Genomic DNA, 24,667 nt, shown 5'->3' with positions numbered 1-24,667 from the left:
CGCGGCGGCAAAGATGAAGCCGACCTTACCGACCCTGTAGATTGGTCCGGTGCGCAAGTCAGGCGGCCGGAAGGCGACCGGCGAGTAACCTGCTCGGGCAGCTCCGCGCCGACAGGCGGGGTGATCGTTGTCCCGGCGGGTCTCGCGGCGTTCGCGCCGTTGTCCGCCGTGTAACGCTCCTCCCCTGAACAGCAGATATACCTGAGCACGGTGCTCGCCCGGGTCACCGGGCGCGACGGTCGGGCCTGCGTCCGACGGTGAGAGAGAGGTTGGGGTTTGGACTCGCTGGGTGTCGGCGGATCGGGTGCGACGAACACGAACGCGGCGAACGTGCCGGACGGTGCCTTCCCCCTCTCTCCGGCACAGCTCGGGATGTGGTTCGCGCAACACGTCGACCCGTCGGTGCCCGCGAACATCGCCCAGTACGTCGAGCTCGTCGGCGACCTCGACCGTGGCCTCCTGCTCGAGGCCAGCGCGCGTGCCGCGCTCGAGATGGGCTCCGGTTTCCTCCGGTTCCTCGAGGTCGACGCGCAGCCGTACCAGCTCGTCGATCCGACCCTCGACGCCTCCATCGGATACGTGGACCTGCGGGACGCGGACGATCCGCGCGAGGCCGCGATGGAGTGGATGCGCGCCGACCGCAGCACCCCGGTCGACGTGCTCAAGGACCGGCTGATCTCGGCCACCGTCCTGCAGATCGGCGAGCGCCGCTACTTCTGGTACAACCGCGTCCACCACCTCGCGCTCGACGGTTTCGGCGCCGCGACCTTCATGACCCGGATCGCGGAGCTCTACACCGCCGCCGTGGAGGGCGCCGAACCCAGCCCCAACAAGGCGTCGGACGTGCGCACCGTGTACGAGGCCGAGATCGCGTACCGGAACTCACCGCGGTTCGACACCGACCGCGAGTACTGGTCGACGATCGTCGACGGCATCGACGAACCCACCAGCCTGGCCGGCCGCCCCGCACCGCCGGCCCCCGTCAGCCGGATCGACAGCGCCGCGCTCGGCGCCCGCGTCGAGGAGCTCGTCGACCATTTCACCGAACGCGAGAACACCAGCCTCGCCACCGCGGTGATCGCCGCCTTCGCCGCCTACATGGCCCAGATGACCGGCCGCACCGACGTCGTGCTCAGCCTGCCCGTCGCCGCGCGGACCACCGCGGTACTGCGCCGGTCCGGCAGCATGGTCTCCAACGTGGTGCCGTTGCGCCTCGAGGTGGCCGCCGGCACCACCGTGCGACAGCTCGTCGCGTCGGCCACCGCCGCCGTCTCGGGAGCGCTGCGGCACCAGCGGTACCGCCACGAGGACATCGTCCGCGACGCCGGGAGTGCGGCCGGCGGCCGCTCCACGTTCTTCGGCCCGTGGGTCAACATCATGCTGTTCGACAACGAGGTCCGCCTCGGCGACATGGTCGGACGGATCAACATCCTGTCCACCGGTCTCATCGAGGACCTCGGGGTCAACGTCTACAAGAGCGGTGGCACGCGCACCCACATCGACTTCGAGTCCAACCCCAACCTGTACGGCGTGCAGGAGTCCCGGGCGCACCACGCCCGGTTCGTGGAGTTCTTCGACCGATTCGTCGCGGCCGATCCCGATCGGCGGGTATGGGACCTGCCCCTCGGAACCGGCGCCGAGACCGCCCGGGTGCTCACCGAGTGGAATCGCACCGAGCACCCCGTCGACCACCGCACGCTGCTCGCGGAGTTCGAGGAGCAGGTGGCACGCACACCCGACGCCACGGCCCTCGTGTACGAGGGCGAAAGCCTGACGTACGCGGAATTCGACGCCCGCGTGAACGCGCTCGCGCGGCTGCTCGTCGCGCGCGGCGTCGGACCGGAGTCCCTGGTCGGACTGTCGGTGCGGCGTTCGCTCGAACTGCTCGTCGGCATGTACGCGATCCTCGAGGCCGGCGGCGCCTGGGTGCCGATCGACCCGGATCACCCCGCGGACCGGACCGCCTACATTCTCGACACCGCCCGGCCCGTCTGCGTGGTCACGACCGCGCGTGACCGGGTGGATCTGCCCGCCGGCCTCGATGTGGTCGAGATCGACCGCATCGATCTCACCGGACTGGACACGCGCCCGCTCACCGACGCCGACCGGCTCGGGCCGGTACGCCTCGACAGCACCGCCTACGTCATCTTCACCTCGGGCTCCACCGGGCGTCCCAAGGGTGTCGCGGTCACGCACCGGGCGATCGACAACCAGATCCGGTGGATGAACGACCAGTACGCGCTGTCGGCGTCCGACGTGTACCTGCAGAAGACCGCGACGACGTTCGACGTGTCGCTGTGGGGCTTCTTCATGCCACTGCGTGTGGGGGCGACCCTGGTGATCGCCACCCCCGACGGCCACCGCGACCCGATGTACGTGGCCGACCGGATCGCCGAACACGGGGTCACCGTCACCGACTTCGTGCCGTCGATGCTCACGGTGTTCGTCGCCAATGCCCGGCCCGGCTCGTGCGACACGCTGCGTCACGTGTTCGTGATCGGTGAGGCGCTGCCGGCCGAGACGGCGGCCGCGTTCGCCCAGCTGTGCCCCGCGCAGCTGCACAACCTCTACGGACCCACCGAGGCCGCGGTCTCGATCACCTACCATCGCGCCACGGCCGAGGACGTGACCACCGTCCCGATCGGCGTCCCCCAGTGGAACAGCCGCGTCTACGTCCTCGACCACCGGCTGCGGCCCGTGCCGCCCGGCAGGCCCGGCGAACTGTACCTCGCCGGGGTCCAGCTCGCGCGCGGCTACCTGCGCCGCCCCGACCTCACCGCCGACCGGTTCCTCGCCGATCCGTTCGGTGCCCCGGGCGACCGGATGTACCGCACCGGCGACCTCGTGTTGTGGTGCCTCGGCGCGGACGGTGCCGGATACCTCGACTACATCGGCCGGACCGACTTCCAGGTCAAGTTCCGGGGTCAGCGCATCGAGCTGGGCGAGATCGAGGCGGTCCTGCTCGCCGCCCCGGAGGTCTCGCAGGCCGTCGTGCTCGTGGTGCCGACGGCGACCGGCGACCAGCTCGTCGGCTACCTCGTCGCCGCCCCCGGCCACGCGATCGACACCGAGGCGCTGACCGAGGCGCTGGGCCGGGCGCTGCCGTCGTACATGGTTCCGGCGTCGCTGATGGTGCTCGACGCGTTCCCGCTCAACACCAGCGGCAAGCTCGACCGCAAGGCCCTGCCCGAGCCGGTGTTCAACAGCGCCCGCATATTCCGGGCGCCGCGCACCGCCGCCGAACGGGTCGTGGCCGAGACGTTCTCCGAGGTCCTGGGAGTCGCCGAGGTCGGCCTCGACGACGATTTCTTCGAACTCGGCGGCAACTCGCTCGTCGCCACCCAGCTCGTGTCCCGGATCGGCTCCGCCATGGACACCCAGGTTCCGGTGCGGGTGCTGTTCGAGTCGTCCACCGTCGTGGGCCTCGCGGCCCGGGTGGCACGACAGTCCGGATCGGGTGCCCGCCGGCCGCTCGTCGCGGGCCCGCGGCCGGACGTGCTGCCCCTCTCGACGGCGCAGCAGCGGATCTGGTTTCTCAACCGATTCGACGCCGGCACCGCCGCCTACAACCTGCCCTTCACGGTGCGGCTGACCGGTCCGCTCGATCCGGCCGCCCTCGACGCCGCCTTCGGCGACGTCGTCTCCCGGCACGAGACGCTGCGGACCGTCTACCCGGCCGTCGACGGGGAACCGCAACAGGTGATCCTGCCGGTCGAACACGTCGACAGCCGGGTCCCCGTGCTCGACATCACCGCGTCCGAGCTGCACGACCGGGTCGTGGCCCTGGCACAGCGCGGGTTCGACGTCGCCGTCGACGTGCCGTTCCGGATCGCGCTGTACCGGCTGGCGGACGACGAGTTCGTCCTGGCGATGGTGTTGCACCACATCGCCGCCGACGGGTCGTCCTTCGAGCCGCTCGTGCGCGACATCGTTGCCGCATACGCGGCGCGGGCGGCCGGCTCCGAACCCGGCTGGTCCGCGCTCCCGGTGCAGTACGCCGACTACGCGCTGTGGCAGCGCGACGTGCTCGGTCTCGAATCCGACCCGAACTCGATCTCCGCGCAGCAGATCGCCTACTGGACTCGGGAACTCGACGGCATCCCGGATCAGCTCGACCTGCCCGCGGATCGTCCCCGCCCGGCGGTCGCCACCTACCGCGGCGACAAGCGCCGGTTCGTGATCTCGGCCGAGACCCACCGTGGTCTCGTCGAGGTCGCCCGCTCGCACCACGCGTCGCTGTTCATGGTGATGCACTCCGCGTACGCCGTCCTCCTGTCGAGACTGAGCGGATCCGACGACATCGCCGTCGGCAGTGTCGTCGCCGGCCGTGGTGATCGTCTGCTCGACGACCTGATCGGCATGTTCGTCAACACGCTGGTGCTGCGTACCCGGGTCGATCCGGGTGCGCGCTTCGAGGAACTCCTCGACCGGGTCCGCGACTCCGATCTGAGCGCCTTCTCCAATGCGGACGTCCCGTTCGAGCGGCTCGTGGAGGTCCTCAAGCCGCCCCGGTCCACGGCTCGGCACCCGTTGTTCCAGGCTGCGCTGGCGGTGGAATCTCCTGGAACGCGCGACATTTCGTTCTCCGGGGTGCGCGCCACCGCGGCCGAGTTCGACGTGCCGATCGCGAAGTTCGACCTGCAGCTGTGGCTCGTCGAGCGGACCGACGACGAGGGGCGCCCGGCCGGCGTCAATGCCGTGTTCGAGTACGCGACCGACCTGTTCGACACCGACACCGTCGACGTCTTCGGGCAGCGTTTCGTGCGGATCCTCGAAGCGATCGTCGCCGATGCGGCCACGCCCGTCGGTGACATCGACCTCCTCGCGCCCGAGGAGGAGGCCCGGCTCGTCTCGGTCCGCGGCCCCGAACTCCATCGTGCGGAGCGACCGCTCGTCGAACTGCTCACGGCTGGAGTGGATCTCGCGCCCGATACGATCGCCGTCCGATGCGGCGAGTCGGCCCTGACGTACCGGGAGCTCGACGAGTGGTCCAACCGCCTCGCCCGCGTCCTCGTCGACAGCGGTGTCGGACCCGAGACGATTGTGGCCCTGGCCTTCCCGCGCTCCGCGGAGATGGTGCACTGCGTGTGGGCCGTCGCCAAGACCGGCGCCGCGTACGTGCCGATCGATCCCGCCCACCCGGTCGAACGCATCCGGCACATCGTCCGGGACTCCGGCGCCGTCCTCGGTCTGACCACCGCCGCGCACCTGCCGGAGCTGCCGGCGGATTTCGACTGGAACGCCCTCGACGCCGACGAGACCCGCGCGGCGATCGAACGGGCCTCGGCCGCGCCGCTCGGCGACGCCGACCGGCTCGCGCCGCTGCGCCTCGACCACGTCGCGTACATGATCTACACCTCGGGGTCGACGGGCCTGCCGAAGGGCGTCGCCGTGACCCACCACGGGCTCGCCGCGCTCGTGCAGGAGAGCGTCGAACTGTACGGCGTCACCGAGCGGTCACGGGTGTTGCACGTGTGCGCGCCCAGCTTCGACCCGTCGGTGCTCGAGTGGCTGATGGCCGGCTCCTCCGGCGCCGAACTCGTCGTGACACCCGCGAACGTGCTGGGTGGCACCGAACTGCACGACCTGATCGAGACGTACGGGGTGACCCATGCCGTCATCACCCCCGCCGTGCTCGGATCGGTCGACCCCCGCGATCTCGACACGCTGCGCGTCCTCAACGTCGGCGGCGACGTCTCCACCGCCGATCTGGTCGCCCGCTGGTCGCCCGGCCGCCGCTACTTCAACGCGTACGGCCCGACCGAAACCACGATCGTCACCACCCGCGGCGAACTGCACCCGGGCGAGCCCATCACCATCGGCACCCCCGTGGCCGGGGTCGGTGCCCTCGTGCTCGACGCGCGGCTGCACCCCGTTCCGGTCGGCGTGTCCGGGGAGCTGTACCTGACCGGGGACGCGCTCGCGCGTGGCTACCACCGGCGGCCCGCACTGACGGCGGACCGTTTCGTCGCCTCCCCGTTCGGCGCGCCGGGCGAGCGCATGTACCGCACCGGCGACGTCGTACGGTGGGACGACGAGGGCCGGCTGGTGTACGCCGGGCGGACCGACTTCCAGGTCAAGGTCCGCGGCTACCGTATCGAACTGGGGGAGATCGACGCCGCCTACCTCTCGCACCCCGCCGTCGACTTCGCCACCACGATCGGGCACGAAATGCCCTCGGGGCAGACCACTCTGGTCACCTACGTCCACGGCGAGGCGGGACTCGACAGCGAGGAGCTCACCGGGTACGTCGCCGGATTCCTGCCGTCCTACATGGTTCCCTCGGTCTGCGTCGTCCTCGACGCCGTCCCCCTCACCCCGAACGGCAAGGTGGACCGCAAGGCACTGCCCGAGCCGGTGTTCGAGGCGCGGGCCTTCCGCGCCCCCACCACGCCGATCGAGGAGATCGTCGCGGGCACATTCGAGAGCGTCCTCGGCATCGACCGGGTCGGGCTGGACGACGACTTCTTCGAGCTCGGTGGCAACTCGCTCGTCGCGACCCAGCTCGTGTCCAGGCTCGGTGCGGCCCTCGACACCCAGGTGCCCGTGCGTCTGCTGTTCGAGGCGTCGACCGTCGTCGCGCTGGCCGCGCGGGTCGAACACCGTGCCGGCGCCGGCCGCCGCATCCCGCTCGTGGCCCAGCCGCGCCCCGACCGGATCCCGCTGTCCCTGGCCCAACAGCGCATGTGGTTCCTGAACCGGTTCGAGCCCGAATCGGCCACCTACAACCTGCCCTTCGCGCTGCGACTGTCCGGTGAACTCGACATCACCGCGCTGCAGGTCGCCATCATGGACGTCATCGACCGGCACGAGTCGCTCCGAACCGTCTACCCCGAGGGGCCCGACGGGCCGATGCAGGTCGTCACGGACGCTGCCACGGCGGTGCCCAACCTGACGCCGACGTCGATCACGGAAGAGAACCTGCAGCAGGAGATCTCGGCGCTCGCGTCCACCGGGTTCGACGTGACCCGCGAGGTGCCCGTGCGGGCCCACCTGTTCGAGATCGACCCGACCGAGCACGTGCTGGCGATCGTCATGCACCACATCTCCGCCGACGGCTGGTCGATGGGACCGGTCGCACGCGACGTCATGGCCGCCTACGCCGCGCGCATCGAGTGGGAGCGTCCCGCGTGGCCGCCGCTGCCGGTGCAGTACGCGGACTACACACTGTGGCAGCACGAACTTCTCGGCTCCGAGAGCGACCCGGAGTCGCTGATCGCCGACCAGCTCGCCTACTGGCGCACCACCCTCGCCGGGCTGCCCGACCAGCTCGACCTGCCGTCGGACCGGCCGCGGCCGGCACGGCAGTCGTTCCGCGGCGGCACCGAGCGGTTCGTCGTGTCCGCCGAGGTCCATTCCGCGCTCGACGACGTCGCGCGCCGGCACGGCACCACGCTGTTCATGGTGGTGCACGCGGCGCTGTCGGTGCTGCTGGCGCGGTTGTCGGGGACCGACGACATCGCCGTCGGCACCCCGGTGGCCGGTCGCGGCGAGCAGGAACTCGACAACGTGGTCGGCATGTTCGTCAACACCCTGGTGCTGCGGACCCAGGTGGACCCGGACCAGCCGTTCACCGAGCAGCTCGCCCGCGCCCGGGAGGCCGCGCTCGGTGCGTTCGCGCACGCGGACGTGCCGTTCGAGCGGCTGGTGGAGGTGCTCAATCCCGCCCGGTCGACGGCGCGGCACCCGCTGTTCCAGGTCATGCTGGCCTTCCAGAATCTCGGGTCGACCCACGTGGAGCTGCCCCGGCTCGTCCTGGAGACACAAGCCATCGACACCTCGGTGGCCAAGTTCGACCTGCAGCTGACGCTGTCCGAGTCCACGGACGACGACGGCGGAGCCGACGGGCTCGTCGCCGAGATCACCTATGCGACGGATCTGTTCGATGCGTCGACGGTGGCGGGGTTCGCGGCGCGGTTCGTGCGGGTGCTCGAGGAGGTGGTGGCCGATCCGTCGGTGGCGGTGGGGGATCTGGAGATCCTCGAGCCGGGGGAGCGGTCGCGGGTGCTCGAGGTGTGGAACGACACGGGGCATGCGGTGCCGGCGGTGACGTTGGTGGGGTTGTTCGAGGAGCAGGTGCGGCGGTCGCCGCAGGCGCCGGCGGTGACGTTCGACGGTGTGTCGCTGACGTACGGGGAGTTCGCCGGGCGGGTGCGGCGGTTGGCGCGGCATCTGGTGTCGGTGGGGGTGGGGCCGGAGTCGCTGGTGGGGTTGGCGATGCGCCGGTCGATCGATCTGCTGGTGGGGATGTATGCGGTGGTGGAGGCCGGGGGCGGGTATGTGCCGCTGGATCCGGATCAGCCGGCCGAGCGCAACGGGTACATCCTCGAGGTGGCGGCGCCGGTGGTGGTGTTGACCACGACGCGGGACGGGTTCGTGGTGCCGGGGGAGAGCTCTGTCCGCACTCTGGTGCTCGACGAGTTGGATGTGTCGGGGTACTCGGGTGCGCCGGTGTCCGATGCGGAGCGGCGGGCGCCGTTGCGGGGGTCGAACACGGCGTATGTGATCTTCACGTCGGGGTCGACGGGGCGGCCGAAGGGGGTGGCGGTCTCGCATGCGGCGATCGTCAATCGTCTGGTGTGGATGCAGGGGCGGTACGGGCTGACCGGCGCGGATGTGGTGTTGCAGAAGACGCCGTTCACGTTCGATGTGTCGGTGTGGGAGTTCTTCTGGCCGTTGCAGGTGGGGGCGCGGTTGGTGGTCGCGGCCCCGGACGGGCACCGCGACCCGGGGTATCTCGCGGCGGTCATGCGCGCCGAGTCGGTGACCGTCGCGCACTTCGTGCCGTCGATGCTCGCCGTGTTCGTCGCCGAGTCCGCGGTCGGCGGGATCTCGTCGCTGCGGTACGTGTTCGCGTCCGGTGAGGCCCTCGCCGCCGCGGTCGCCGCCCGGGTGCGGTCGGTGCTGCCGGCGGTGGTTGTGCACAACCTGTACGGGCCGACCGAGGCCGCGGTGGATGTGACGTTCCACGAGGTGACCGACGCGGATGTGGTGTCGGTGCCGATCGGTGCGCCGGTGTGGAACACGGGTGTGTTCGTGCTCGACGGGCGGTTGCATCCGGTGCCGGTGGGGGTGCCGGGTGAGTTGTATCTGGCGGGTGTGCAGCTCGCGCGCGGGTACGTCGGCCGGTCGGATCTGACCGCGGATCGGTTCGTGGCGAACCCGTTCGGGGCGGCGGGGGAGCGGTTGTACCGCACCGGTGATCTGGTGACGTGGACCGCCGGTGGGGAGCTCGAGTACCTGGGCCGCACGGACTTCCAGGTCAAGCTGCGTGGTCTGCGCATCGAACTCGGCGAGATCGAGGCGGCGCTGCTGGAGGTTCCTGCGGTGGCGCAGGCGGTCGTGCTGGTCCGCGCCGAGCAGCTGGTGGCGTACGTGGTCACGACCGCCGGTGCCGTGTTCGACGAGGACGAGGCCCGGTCGGCGGTGGGGCACGTGCTGCCGTCGTACATGGTGCCGTCGGCGTTCGTGGTGCTCGCGGAGTTGCCGCTGAACGCGTCGGGCAAGCTGGACCGGAAGGCGTTGCCGGAGCCGGTGTTCGAGGTCAAGGCGTTTCGTGCCGCGACGACTCCGGTGGAGGAGATCGTGGCGAGTGTGTTCGCCGAGGTGCTCGGTCTCGAGCGGGTCGGTCTCGACGACGACTTCTTCGCGCTCGGCGGCAACTCGCTGATCGCCACGCAGGTGGTCTCGCGGATCGGGGCGGCGCTCGACGCGTCGGTGCCGCTGCGGGTGCTGTTCGAGAATTCGACCGTCGAGGCGTTGGCCGCCCGGATCGACGGTCACGACGGTCCGGCGCGACGTGCCCCGCTGGTTCCGCAACCCCGGCCCGAGCGGGTGCCGCTGTCGCTCGCCCAGCAGCGCATGTGGTTCCTCAACCGGTTCGATCCCGATTCGACGGCGAACAACATTCCCGTGGCCGTCCGCATGTCCGGCCGGCTCGACGTCCCGGCGCTCGAGGAAGCGGTGTGCGACGTCCTCGCCCGCCACGAATCCCTGCGCACCGTCTACCCCGACCTCGACGGGTACGGCTACCAGAAGGTGCTCGCGCCCTCCGAGGCCCGCGTCCCGCTCGAGGCCGTGCGCATCGACCCGGCGCAGCTGCCCGACGAACTGCGGACGCTGGCGGCCACGCACTTCGACGTGTCCACCGACGTCCCGATCGTCGTGCGGTTGCTGTGCCTGAGCCCCGAGGAGCACGTGCTCGTCGCGGTCATGCACCACATCGCCGGCGACGGCTTCTCGATGGGTCCCCTCACCCGCGACATCATGGTCGCCTACGCGGCCCGGTCGCTCGGCAACGAACCCGCCTGGGAGCCGCTCGAGATCCAGTACGCCGACTACACCCTGTGGCAGCGCGACGTGCTCGGCTCCGAGGACGATCCGGACTCGCTCGTCACCCGTCAGCTCGAATACTGGAAGCAGACGCTCGACGGCCTGCCGGACGGCCTCGACCTGCCGACCGACCGTCCACGGCCCGCGGTGGCGACGAATCGTGGTGCGACACACAGGCTCACACTCGACGAGTCGCTGCACGCTGCGCTCGGCCGGCTCGCCGGCGAACAGCGCGCGACGGTGTTCATGGTGGTTCACGCCGCCCTGGCGCTGCTGCTGGCCCGTCTCGGCACCTCCCGGGACATCGCCGTCGGCACCCCGGTGGCCGGCCGGGGGGAACGCTCGCTCGACAACCTGATCGGCATGTTCGTCAACACCCTGGTGCTGCGCACCGAGGTGGACACTGCCGACACCTTCGCCGAACTGCTCGCCCGGGTGCGCGAAGTCGACCTCGGGGCGTTCGCGCACGCCGAGGTGCCGTTCGAGCGCCTGGTGGACGTGCTCGCGCCGGAACGCACTCAGGCCCGGACCCCGTTGTTCCAGGTCATGCTGGCGTTCCAGAACATCGGCGACGTGGCCCTGGAACTACCGGGACTGTCGGTGGCGCAACTGCCGCTCGACGGCGGCGTGGCGAAGTTCGACCTCATGGTCACGATCCTCGAGGGTCAGGCGGCCGGCACCGACGCGGGTGCTCTCGCCGTCGAGATCTCCTACGCCACCGACCTGTTCGACGCCTCGACGATCGCCGCCGTGGGCGACCGGTTCGTCCGGCTGCTGCGGCTGGTGACCGAACGACCCGACGTGCCGGTCGGCGACCTGCCGATGCTGCCGGGGGCGGAACTCGGTGCGGTCGAGCAGCTTTCGCACGGCCCCCGTCGAGCGCTCGATTCCGACGCCACCCTGGTCGATCTCCTCGCCCGGCAGGCGGCCTGCACGCCCGACGCCGTGGCTGTGGAGTCGGCCGAGTCGACGTGGACGTACCGCGGGTTCGGCTCCCGTGTCAACGCCCTGGCGCGGTATCTCGTCGCGCACGGCGCGGGACCGGACACCGTCGTCGCGGTGGCCGCGAGCCGCTCCACGGAGATGCTCGTGGCGATCCACGCCGTCCTGGCCGCGGGGGCCGCCTACGTCCCGCTCGACCCGGACCAGCCGGCCGACCGGATCGCGTACGTCCTCGAATCCGCTTCGCCCGTAATGGTTCTCGCTCGCACCGGATCTGACCGTCTGCCGGGCGCGGGCACGGTGCCGATCGTGGCGCTCGACGAGGCCGACACCGCACCGTACGGCGACGCGCCCCTGACCGACGCCGACCGGCTCGCACCGCTGCGCCCGGATCATCTTGCGTACGTGCTCTACACGTCCGGTTCCACCGGCCGGCCGAAGGGTGTGGCCGTGCCGCACGCCGCCGTGGTCAACCAGCTGCTGTGGATGCAGGACCAGTTCGGCCCGGGCGCCGGCGACGTCCTGCTGCTCAAGACCCCCGCCACCTTCGACGCCTCGGTCTGGGAGATCTTCCTGCCGCCGCTCGTGGGCGCCCGGATCGTGGTCGGCGCACCCGACCTGCACCGCGACCCCGCCGCGATGGCGGCAGCGATCGCCCGGCACGCCGTCACCCTGGCCCAGTTCGTGCCCGCCGTCCTCGACGCCGTGCTCGAACACCTCGACCGGGCGACCGCCGCGTCCCTGACCCAGGTCTTCTGCGGCGGCGAGAGCCTCCCGGCCGACACCGTCGCCCGGCTGCACGCACTGAGCGATGCACCCGTCCACAACCTGTACGGCCCGACCGAGACGACGATCCAGACCGTCCACCGGACGGCCGGACCCGGCGACACCGCAACGGTTCCGATCGGTACCCCGGTCTGGAACACCGGCGCGCTCGTGCTCGACGAACGGCTGCACCCCGTGCCGCTCGGCGTCGCCGGCGAGCTCTACCTCACCGGTCCCCAGCTGGCGCGGGGCTATCACGGCCGCCCGGATCTGACGGCCGAGCGATTCGTCGCCGACCCCTGGTCCAGCGGCGAGCGGATGTACCGCACCGGCGACCTGGTGCGGTGGACCGCCGCGGGCGAGCTCGACTACCTGGGCCGCACGGACCTGCAGGTCAAGTTGCGCGGCCTGCGTATCGAACTCGGCGAGGTCGAGTCGCAGCTGACCGCCCTCGACGAGGTGCGCCAGGCCGTCGCCGTGGTGCGCGAGGACCCGCGCTTCGGATCGCAACTGGTCGGCTACGTCGTTCCCGAGCCGGGCGTCGCGTTCGACCCCGCCCGGGCGAAGGACGCGCTGGCCACCACGCTGCCGTCCTACATGGTGCCGTCGGCCTTCGTCGCCCTGGAGGCGTTCCCGCTGAACGCCAGCGGCAAGATCGACCGGCGCGCTCTGCCGGCCCCGACCTTCGAAGCACGCACCTTCACCGCGCCGCGGACCCCGGTCGAGGAGATCGTCGCGGGCGTCTTCGCCCAGGTACTGGGTGTGCCGCGGGTCGGCCGCGACGACGACTTCTTCGATCTCGGCGGCAACTCCCTCGTCGCGACGCAGGTCGCGGCCCGCCTCAGCGACGCGCTCGACGCGTCGATCCCGGTGCGGGCACTGTTCGACGCCCCGACCGTCGAGGCTCTCGCGGTGCGGGCCGAGCAGGAGGCCGGCGCGGGTCGCCGCACCCCGCTGGCCCCGTACGAGCGGCCCGAGCGCATCCCACTGTCGCCGGCGCAGCAGCGCATGTGGTTCCTCAACCGATTCGACCCCGGGTCGGCGGTGAACAACGTCCCGATCGGCGTGCGTTTCACCGGCGCCCTCGACGTGCCCGCCCTGCGCGGGGCGATCCGGGACCTGACCGAGCGCCACGAGGTGCTGCGCACCATCTACCCCGACGTGGACGGCACCGGCTACCAGCAGATCCTGCCGGAATCCCCGGTGCGGCTCGAGGTCGAGCAGATCGACGCGCAGGCTCTGCCGGACCGTGCCCGCGAACTCGTCACGCGCGGGTTCGACGTCACCACCGAGGTGCCCTTCCGTGCGGTGGTCTTCGAGCTGAGCCGAACCGAGCACGTGCTGCTGTTCGTCGCCCATCACATCGCCACGGACGGGTTCTCCCTGCGTCCGCTCGCCCGCGACGTGATGGTCGCCTACGCGGCCCGCACCCGCGGCGAGCTGCCCGGCTGGGCACCGCTCGAGATCCAGTACGCGGACTACGCCCTGTGGCAGCGCGACGTGCTCGGCTCCGAGGACGAGCCGGGATCCGTGGCCGCCGAACAGGTGCAATTCTGGAAGCGCACGCTCGCCGGGCTGCCCGACCAGCTGGACCTGCCGTCCGATCGGGCCCGTCCCGAGCGGGCCTCCGGACACGGCCGCACCAGCCGCTTCCACGTCGACGAGGCGCTCCACGACCGTCTGCAGAACCTTGCGCACGAGAAGAACACGTCGCTGTTCATGGTCGTGCACGCGGCGCTCGCGGTGCTGCTGGCCCGGTTGTCCGCCACCGAGGACATCGCGATCGGCACCCCGGTCGCCGGCCGCGGCGAGGCCGCCCTCGACGACCTGGTCGGCATGTTCGTCAACACCCTCGTCCTGCGCACGGACGTGCAGGGCGGGCAGTCCTTCGCGGAACTGCTCAGCGCGGTGCGCGAGAGCGACCTCGACGCGTTCGCCCACGCGGACGTGCCGTTCGAACGGCTGGTGGAGATCCTCGACCCGGAGCGCTCCCAGGCCCGGCACCCGCTGTTCCAGGTGGTGCTGACCTTCCAGAACATCGGACAGGCCGAGTTCGAACTCGACGGTCTCGCGCTCGAGGCTCTCGACTACGACCCGCCCACGGCGAAATTCGACCTGCAGTTCACCTTCTCGGAGCAGGTGGCCGAGGACGGTTCGGCGGCCGGCATCGCCGCCGCCGTCACCTACGCCACCGACCTGTTCGACGAGCTGCGCGTCGCCGCCTTCGCCGAGCAGCTGCTGCGGATCCTGCGGGCCGTGGCGGCGGATCCGTCGGTGGCGGTCGGCGACATCGAGATCGTCGACGAGTTCGAACGTGAACTCGTGGTCTCCCGGTGGAACTCGCTCGGCGACGACGTCGCCCCGGCGGACGTGACGCTGGTGGACATGTTCGAGGCGCGGGTCGCCGCCGCACCCGGCGACACCGCGGTGCGGTTCGGCGACGAGGCACTGACCTACGCGGAGTTCGCGTCCCGGGCGCGGCGACTGGCCCGGCATCTGATCTCGGTGGGCGTGGGCCCCGAGTCGCTCGTGGCGGTCGCGCTGCCGCGGTCGCCGGATCTGGTGGTCGCCCTCGTCGCGGTGCTCGAGGCCGGCGGCGGGTATCTGCCGGTGGACCCGAACTACCCGGCCGACCGGATCGAGTTCATGCTCACCGACGCCGCACCGGCCGCGGTGCTCACCGCCTCCGGCACCGGGATCGAGGTGCCCACCGCGGTGCCGGTGGTCGAGCTCGACACCGTCGACCTCTCGGGGACGGACGACGCGCCGATCCGCGACGAGGAGCGCACCGCGCCGCTGGGCGCCGCGAACCTCGCGTACGTCATCTACACTTCGGGGTCCACGGGCCGGCCGAAGGGCGTGCTGATCCCGCACCGGAACGTGGTGCGGCTCATGGTGAACACCGAGTCGGTCTACGGGTTCGGCCCGTCGGATGTGTGGACGATGTTCCACTCGTACGCGTTCGACTTCTCGGTGTGGGAACTGTGGGGCCCCCTGCTGTACGGCGGCACCCTGGTGGTCGTGGACTGGTTCACCTCGCGCTCGCCCGAGGCGTTCCGCGAGTTGCTCGTGCGCGAACGGGTGACGGTGCTCAATCAGACACCGTCGGCGTTCTACCAGCTCGCCGAGGCCGACCGCACGGCCGGTGGCACGGAGGGCGACCTCGCTCTGCGGTACGTGATCTTCGGCGGTGAGGCCCTCGAGCCGCGCCGGCTGGCGGGCTGGTTCACCCGGCACGGGGACACCTCCCCGCGGCTGGTGAACATGTACGGCATCACCGAGACCACGGTGCACGTGTCGTACCGGGAGATCGGTGCGGAGCTGGCCGAGGCCGGTTCCGCGAGCATCGTGGGCGTGCCGATCGCGGGCCTGCGGGTCTACGTCCTCGACACCCGCCTCAACCCGGTTCCGGTGGGCGTGGCCGGTGAGATGTACGTCGGCGGCGGCCAGCTGGCCCGCGGCTACCTGGGCCGCCCGGACCTGTCCGCGGCCCGGTTCGTGGCCGACCCGTTCTCCGCCGACGGTGGATTGCTGTATCGCACCGGCGATGTCGCGCGCTGGGCGGTCTCGGGGGACCTCGAGTACCTCGGCCGCGCGGACGACCAGGTCAAGATCCGCGGCTTCCGGATCGAGCTCGGCGAGGTCGAGTCGGCCGTGCTGGCCCAGCCGACGGTCGGGCAGGCCGCGGTGATCGTGCGCGAGGACGCCCCCGGCGCGGCGCGCATCGTCGCGTACGTGGTGCCCGCCGACGGCGCGACCGTCGACGTCGAGGAACTGCGCGCCGGGGCGGGTGCGCTGGTGCCGGAGTACATGGTGCCGTCGGCGTTCGTGGTGATCGACGCGATCCCGTTGACCGTCAACGGCAAGCTCGACCGCCGGGCGCTGCCGGAACCGGTGTTCGAGACCCGGGTCTTCCGGGCGCCGTCGACGCCGGTCGAGGAGATCGTCGCGGGCACGTTCGCCGAGGTGCTCGGCGTCGAGCGGGTGGGCGCGGACGACGACTTCTTCGAGCTCGGCGGCAACTCGCTGATCGCGACGCAGGTCGTGTCACGGCTCGGGGCGGCGCTCGACACGCAGGTCCCGGTGCGGACGCTGTTCGAGGCCTCGACCGTCGCCGCGCTCGCGGCGCGGGTCGAGCAGGACGCCACCGGCGGCGCCCGGGTGCCGCTGACCGCGCGCACGCGTCCCGAACGCATCCCACTGTCGCCGGCGCAGCAGCGCATGTGGTTCCTCAACCGCTTCGACCCCGAGTCGACGGCGTACAACATCCCGATGGCCCTGCGCCTGACCGGCGACCTCGACGTCGACGCGCTGCGCGCCGCCGTCGCCGACCTGGTGGCCCGCCACGAGACCCTGCGGACCGTGTACCCGGAGACGAATTCCGGTCCGGTACAGGATATCCGGCCCGCCACCGCGGTCCCGGTCGACCTCGACCCGATCGACGTCCCGGCGGCCGAGCTGGAACCGCGCCTGCGCGAACTCGCCTCGACCGGCTTCGACGTCACCCGCGAGATCCCGCTGCGGATCGCGCTGCTGCGTCTCGCACCCACCGAGTACGTCCTGGTCACCGTGGTGCATCACATCGCCGCGGACGGCTCGTCGATGGTGCCGATGGTGCGCGACGTGATGACCGCGTACGCCGCCCGTTCCGCCGGCACCGAGCCGGCGTGGGCACCGCTCGAGCTGCAGTACGCGGACTACGCGCTGTGGCAGCGGGAGCTGCTCGGATCCGAGGACGATCCCGAGTCGCTCGCCGCCCGCCAGCTCGACCACTGGCGGACCGCGCTGGCCGATCTGCCGGATCAGCTGGACCTGCCCACGGACCGGCCGCGGCCCGTGCAGCAGTCGTTCCGCGGCGACCGGGTCGAGTTCGTCGTGGACGCGGACGTGCACGCCGCGTTGCGCGACCTCGCGCGCGCCCGCAACGCGACCGTGTTCATGGCGATGCATGCCGCGTTCGCGGCACTGCTCGCGCGCCTGTCCGGATCCGACGACATCGCGGTGGGCACGCCCATCGCGGGCCGCGGCGAGGCCGCCGTCGAGAACCTGATCGGCATGTTCGTCAACACGCTGGTCTTCCGCCTCTCCGTCGACGGAAACCGGTCGTTCGACGAACTGCTCGGGGCGGCACGGGAAACCGACCTGCAGGCGTTCGCACACGCGGACGTGCCCTTCGAGCGGCTCGTGGAGGTGCTCAACCCGGCCCGCTCCACCGCGCGGCACCCGCTGTTCCAGGTGGGCTTCTCGTTCCAGAACCAGCAGCGCACCGAACTGGAACTGGCGGGCCTGACCGTCGCCCCGATCGACCTCGAGGGCGGCACGTCGCAGTTCGACCTGCACCTGATCGTCAGCGACCGGTACGACGAGCAGGGCGCCCCGGCCGGGATGGACGCGATCCTGACCTTCGCCACCGACCTGTTCGACGAGTGCACCGCGCGTGCTGTGGCCGAGCGTTTCCGGCAGTTGCTCCGTGCACTGGTGCAGGCGCCGGACGTGCCGGTGGGCGAGCACCCCGTGCTCCTCGCGCGCGAAGAGCACGACGTCCTGGCGGCGTGGAACGACACCGCCCACGAGACCGGCGCGGCCGCAACGCTCGTCGACCTGTTCGACGAGCAGGTACGCCGGGACCCCGGCGCGGTCGCACTGGTGTACGAGGGTGCCGCCGTCACGTACGGCGAGTTCGACGCCCGCGTCAACCGTCTCGCCCGGCACCTGATCGCCCAGGGCGTGGGGCCGGAGGACCGGGTCGCGCTGATCGTGCGGCGTTCGCCGGAACTCGTCGTCGGCATGTACGCGATCGCCAAGGCCGGCGGTGCGTACGTGCCCCTCGACCCGGACCAGCCGGCCGAGCGCAACGCCTACATCCTCGACACCGCGGCGCCCACGTGCGTGGTCACGGTCGCGGCGGATCGGATCGACGTGCCCGGCGTGCCGGTCGTCGAACTCGACCGCGTGGACCTCTCCGGTCTGCCGGACGCGCCGGTGACCGCGGCCGAACGTCGCGCGCCGCTGCGTGCGGCGAACACCGCGTACGTGATCTTCACGTCCGGATCGACCGGCCGGCCCAAGGGTGTGGCGGTTCCGCACGCCGCCGTGGTCAACCAGATGGTCTGGAAGCGGGACGCGTTCGATCTCGGACCGGACGACGCGGTGCTGCTCAAGACCGTCGCCACGTTCGACCTGTCGGTGTGGGAGTTCTGGTCGGCGCTCACCTCCGGCTCGCGTCTGGTGATCGCGACCGCCGACGGGCACCGCGATCCCGACTACCTGCTGCGGTTGCTGCGCGACGAGCGCGTCACCACTCTGCATGTGGTGCCGTCGATGCTGTCGATGCTCACGACCGCCGCGGGTGGGGAGGTCGCGTCGTCGCTGCGGCGCGTGCTCGCCATCGGCGAGGCGCTGCCGGCGGCCACCGCGCGGCAGTTCCGGGCGGACAACGCGGCGGCCCTGTTCAACCTGTACGGGCCGACCGAGGCCGCGGTGTCCGTCACCGTGCACGAGACGAGCGACGCCGACACCACGGTCGTGCCGATCGGTGTGCCCGAGTGGAACAGCCGCGTGTACGTGCTCGACGCGCGCCTGCGCCCGGTGCCGATCGGGGTGGCCGGCGAGCTGTACCTGGCCGGCGCGCAGCTGGCGCGCGGCTACCACGGTCGTCCCGACCTGACCGCCGACCGGTTCGTCGCCGACCCGTTCGGCGGCGGCCGGATGTACCGCACCGGCGACATCGTGCACTGGAACCGTGACGGCGAGCTGGTCTACCGCGACCGCGCCGACTTCCAGGTCAAGGTGCGCGGCTACCGCATCGAACTCGGGGAGATCGAATCGGTGCTGCGCGCCCGCGACGGGGTGCGCGACGTCGCCGTCCTCGTGCGCACCGACCCGCACGTCGGCGACCGGCTGGTGGCCTACGTGGTCCCGGCCGTCGGAGCCGACGCTGCCGGAGCGGACGCTGCCGGATTCGATGCGGCCGAGACGAAGACGGCACTGGCGCAGGCCCTTCCGTCGTACATGGTGCCGTCGGCGTTCGTCGTCCTCGAGGCGCTCCCGCTGAACACCAACGGCAAGCTCGACCGCCGGGCGCTGCCCGAGCCGGAGTTCGAGACCGGGCAGTTCCGGGCCCCCACCACCCCGGTGGAGGAGATCGTCGCCCGGATCCTCGCCGAGGTTCTCGGCATCGAACGCGCCGGCCTCGACGACGACTTCTTCGAACTCGGCGGCAACTCCCTGCTCGCGACGCAGCTGGCCTCCCGGCTCGGTGTCGCGCTCGACACCCGGGTGTCGGTGCGGACCGTGTTCGAGGCGTCGACCGTCGCGGCGCTGGCCGGCCGGATCCAGCCGTCCGTCGGCCGCGGTGCCCGGCCACCGCTGGTACCGCAGCCGAGGCCCGACCGGATTCCGCTGTCGCTCGCGCAGCAACGGATGTGGACCCTCAACCAGGTGGATCCCGGGTCCGGGGTCTACAACATCCCCGTCGCGGTGCGGCTGCGCGGCTCCCTCGACACCGAGGCCCTGCGCTCGGCGGTCGCCGACGTGATCGCCCGGCACGAGGTGCTGCGCACGGTGTACCCGGACACGGAGGACGGCCCGGTCCAGGTGGTGCTCCCGACGGCGCAGGCGCTGCCGGACCTGGCCCCGGTGCCGGTGTCGGAGAACGAGATCGTCGACCGGCTCACCGACGTCCTCGGTGCGGGCTTCGACGTGACGGCACCGACCCCGCCGGTGCGGGCACGGTTGTTCCGCGTCGCCGACGACGAGCACGTGCTCGCTCTGGTGGCGCACCACATCAGCGCCGACGGCTACTCGATGCGGCCCCTCGTGCGCGACGTGATGGTCGCCTACGCCGCCCGCGCCGAGGCGCAGATGCCCGGCTGGGCGGAGCTGCCGGTCCAGTACGCCGACTACACGCTGTGGCAGCAGCGGGTGCTCGGCAGCCCGGACGACCCCGACAGCGAGCTGTCCCGCCAGCTCGGGTACTGGACCGACGAGCTGACCGGCAGTCCCGAGCTGCTCGCGCTGCCGACGGATCGGCCGCGGCCGGCGCGGCAGTCCACCGAGGGCGACTCGGTGACGTTCACCATCGGGGAGGCGCTCGCGCAGCGCATCGAGAAGACCGCCCGCGAGCACAACGCGACGGTGTTCATGGTCGTGCACGCCGCCCTCGCGGTGCTCCTGTCGCGTCTGGCGTCCGCCGAGGACGTCGCGGTCGGAACTCCGACCGCCGGCCGCGCCGAGGAAGTGCTCGACGACCTGGTGGGCATGTTCGTCAACACGCTGGTGCTGCGCACCCGCGTGGCCGGCGGGGACACCTTCGCCGATCTGCTCGCCCAGGCGAAGGAGAAGGACCTCGCGGCGTTCGGCAACGCCGACGTGCCGTTCGAGCGGCTCGTCGACGCCGTCGGCCGCAGGCGGTCGAGCTCGTACACGCCGCTGTTCCAGGTGATGCTCACGTTCCAGAACATCGAGACCGGCACGCTGGAACTGCCCGGAATGGCGGTCACCCCGCTCGAGGCGGGCACCCACCAGGCGAAGTTCGACCTGCAGTGCACCTTCGTCGAGCAGTTCGCGCCCGGCGGCGGCCTCGGCGGCCTCGAGGTGATCTTCACCTACGCGACCGCGCTGTTCGACCGGGAGACGGTCGAGCTGTTCGCCGAGCGGTTCACCCGCATCCTCGAGGCGGTGACGTCGGATCCGCAGATCCGGTTGCGGGCGATCGACATCCTCACCGAGGCCGAACGGGCCCGGCTGGCCGCGCCGCGCAAGCCGCGGACGGTGGCGGACCTGCCGGATCTGGTCGCCGCCGCCGCCGAGGCCGCCCCCGACGCGGTGGCGCTCAGCCACGAGGGCCGGGACGTCACCTTCGGGGAGTTCGCGCAGAAGCTGGCCGCGACGGCCACCGCGACGGGCGGGGCGCTGACCGCGGAGGCGCTCGTGCCTGTGGTGTTGAACACCCTCATCCCCGGCGTCCTGCCCGCGCTGGGTGCCGACGGGTTCGCCGAACTGGTCCGATCCGTGCTCGCCGCGGCCGACGAGATCACCGGTGGGGGGCTCTGACCTGGGCGCTTCGTTTGCTGTCGGTCCGACCGGGATAATCGAACATCGACTGTCGTCCGACCCCGTGGGCACCGGGTGCCACGGGGTCGGACGGAGCGCGCACGACAGTGCGCGACACGCAGAGGTATCGGAGGATGAAGTAGATGGCTGAAGGCACGTCGGGCAAGCAGGCGCTGACGATCGCAGACCTGCCCCGGTTGCTGGCCGGAGTCGTGGACCGCGAGCCCGACCGCGTCGCCCTCGCCCACGGTGACACGCAGCTGACCTACAGCCGGCTCCAGCAGGAGATCGCCACCCTCGACGCCGCGATGGGAGGCGTGCTCGGGATCGAGGCGCTGGTCCCCGTCGTGCTGTCCAACCTCGCGCCCGGGCTCCTCGCCGACGGTGGGCTGCCCGCCGTGCTCGACGGTCTCCTCGCCGACGCCGCCGCCGTCCTCGGTGACGCCGCCGTGGCCCCCGCCGGACCCGACCTCGGCACCCTCGTGGGCCGGTTCGACGCGCAGGTCGCGGCGACCCCCGACGCGGTCGCCCTCGAATTCGACGGCGAGACCCTGACCTACGCGGAGTTCGACGCCCGCGTCAACCGGCTCGCGCGGCACCTGATCGGGCTCGGCGTGGGCCCGGACACCCGCGTCGGCCTGTCGATGCGGCGATCCTTCGACCTGCTCGTCGGCATGTACGCCGTCGTCAAGGCCGGCGGCGCCTACGTGCCGCTGGATCCGGACCACCCCGCGGACCGCATCGCCTACGTCCTCGACATCGCCGAACCGGTCGCGGTGGTCACCACCGCCCGGGACCGCGTGGACCTGCCGGCCTCGGTACCCGTGGTCCTCGTCGACACCCTCGACCTCGCGGCCGTGTCCGCGGACCCGGTGCGCGACGACGAACGGCTCGGCTCCCTGACCGCGGACGATCTCGCGTACGTCATCTTCACCTCGGGCTCCACCGGCCGTCCGAAGGGCGTCGCCGTCGAGCACCGGGCCATCGTCGCCAACATCGCCTGGCGGCAGGCCGAGTACGGGCTGCGCGGCGACGACGTCGTGCTGCAGAAGACGCCCTTCACGTTCGACGTGTCGGTGTGGGAGTTCTTCTGGCCGCTGCAGGTGGGCGCGCGACTGTCGATCGCGCTGCCCGACGGTCACCGCGACCCCGCCTACCTGGCGCAGACCATGATCGAGCGCCGGGTCACCGTCGCCCACTTCGTCCCCTCCATGCTCGCGGTCTACCTCGCCGAGCCGACCGCCGCGGCCGTCACCTCGCTGCGGTACGTCTTCGCCTCGGGTGAGGCGCTGCCCGCGCAGACCGTCGCCCGGTTCCACGCGATCTCCACGGCCGGGCTGCACAACCTGTACGGCCCGACCGAGGCCGCGGTCGACGTCACCTACTACGAGACCCACGGCGACGACACCGTCGTCCCCATCGGTGCGGCCGTGGCCGACACCGATCTCTACGTGCTCGACGAGGGATTGCGGCCCGTTCCGCAGGGGGTCGAGGGAGAGCTGTACCTCGCGGGCATCCAGCTCGCACGCGGCTACCTGCGCCGGCCCGACCTGACGGCGGACCGCTTCGTCGCCGATCCGTTCGGTGCGCCGGGCGATCGCATGTACCGCACCGGTGACCTGGTCAAATGGAACACCGACGGTCTGATCGAGTACGTCGGGCGCACCGACTTCCAGGTCAAGCTGCGCGGCCTGCGCATCGAGCTCGGCGAGATCGAATCCGCCCTGCTCGACCACCCCGGGGTCCGGCAGGCGGTCGTCGTCGTGCACTCCGACGAGACGCTCGGCGATCACCTCGTCGGTTACCTCGTCACCGACGGTGAACCGGTCGACCGCACCGAGCTGGCTGCGGCCGTGCGCCGGCGGTTGCCGGACTACATGGTGCCGTCGCTGTTCGTGGAACTGACGGAGTTTCCCCTCAACGCGTCGGGCAAGCTCGACCGCGGAGCGCTGCCCGAGCCCGACTTCAGCGTTCTGGCAACCGAATACCGCGCACCGAGCACCCCCACCGAGGAAACGGTCGTCGCGGCGTTCGAGAGTGTGCTCGGCGTCGAGCGGCTCGGCGTCGACGACGACTTCTTCGCCCTGGGCGGCAACTCACTGAGCGCCACGCGCGTGGTGGCGCGGATCAACGCCGACCACAAGGTCCGCATCGACGTACGGGAGTTCTTCGACGCCCCGACCGCCGCGCAGCTCGCCACGCTCGTCGACGCGGCGATGGCCGCCGGCGACTCCCACCGGCCCCCGCTGGTGCCGCAGGTGCGGCCGGAACGGGTGCCGTTGTCGCTGGCGCAGCGGCGGATGTGGTTCCTCAACCGCCTCGATCCCGGCTCGGCGGTCAACAACATCACGGTCGTCCTGAGACTGTCCGGGGCGCTCGACGTCGACGCGCTCGGGGCGGCCGTGGCGGACGTGGTGACCCGGCACGAGGTGCTGCGCACCGTCTACCCCGAGACGGAGGGCGTCGGCTACCAGCAGGTGCTGCCCACCTCTGACGTGAACCCGGCGCTCACGCCGTCGGCGGTGAGCGAGTCCGAGATCGTGCCGACGGTCGCGGAGATCGTCTCGGCCGGATTCGACGTCACCACCGAGGTGCCCGTTCGCGTACGTCTGCTGCGGGTGTCGGACACCGAGCACGTGCTGGTGCTCGTGGTGCACCACATCGCCGCGGACGGATTCTCGATGGGTCCGCTCACGCGGGACGTCATGGTCGCCTACGACGCCCGGACCCGGCACGAGGCACCGGCGTGGGAGCCGTTGACCGTCCAGTACGCCGACTACGCCATCTGGCAGCGACAGGCCCTCGGCTCGGAGGACGACCCGCAGTCGGTCGTCACCCAGCAGATCGAGTACTGGACACGTCGGCTCGACGGCGTACCCGAGCGACTGGACCTGCCCACGGATCGGCCGCGGCCGGCGGTCGCCGGCAACCGTGCCGCGGTGCATGCCTTCACCGTCGGCGAATCGGTGCACCGGGGTCTCGTCCGGCTGGCACACGAGACCCGGACGACGCCGTTCATGGTGGTGCACGCCGCCCTGGCGGCGGTCCTCAGCCGCCTGTCGGGCTCGGCGGACGTCACCATCGGCACTCCGATCGCCGGTCGCGGCGAGCAGGAACTCGACGACCTGATCGGCATGTTCGTCAACACCCTCGTGCTGCGCACCGAGGTCGAGCCGGGGGAGCCCTTCACCCGGTTGCTGGCGCGCGTGCGCGAGTCCGACCTCGCCGCCTTCGGTCACGCGGACGTCCCGTTCGAACGGCTCGTGGAGGTACTCGATCCGGTCCGGTCGCAGTCCCATCACCCGCTGTTCCAGGTGATGCTCGCCTTCCAGAATCTCGAACAGACCAGCCTCGAACTGGGTGAGCTCGCGATCAGTCCCGTGACCGCGAACCGCGAACAGTCGCAGTACGATCTGTCGTTCATCTTCGCCGACACCGTGGACGAGAACGGCGAACCCGGTGGTCTCGCCTGCGACCTGCTCTACGCCACCGACCTGTTCGACGAGCCGACCGTCGCGACCCTCGTGCGCCGGTTGCTGCGGGTGCTCGAGACCGTCGCCACCGACCCGGCACG

The 24,667-nt window shown here is 71.4% G+C and carries 2 protein-coding genes (1 of these 2 cut by a window edge); both read left to right on the top strand.

Annotated features, from left to right (window positions below):
- The first annotated feature begins 276 nt into the window (after positions 1 to 276).
- Positions 277 to 21,093, top strand: coding sequence for a non-ribosomal peptide synthase/polyketide synthase (locus tag LZP97_RS12270; protein ID WP_048773496.1), 20,817 nt, complete (start codon positions 277 to 279; stop codon positions 21,091 to 21,093).
- Between the two features lie 143 nt (positions 21,094 to 21,236).
- Positions 21,237 to 24,667, top strand: partial view of a non-ribosomal peptide synthase/polyketide synthase gene (locus LZP97_RS12265; RefSeq protein WP_234575031.1) — the 5' portion only. 26,116 nt of this gene lie beyond the right edge of the window; the window shows 3,431 of its 29,547 coding nt (coding positions 1-3,431); the start codon lies at positions 21,237 to 21,239; its stop codon lies off the right edge, out of view.

It is taken from the genome of Rhodococcus sp. DMF-1 (genome assembly GCF_021441945.1).
Classification (GTDB): Bacteria; Actinomycetota; Actinomycetes; order Mycobacteriales; family Mycobacteriaceae; genus Rhodococcus; species Rhodococcus ruber.
Note: the sequence above shows the minus strand (reverse complement) of the source record. Positions and strands in the feature narration are given on the sequence as shown.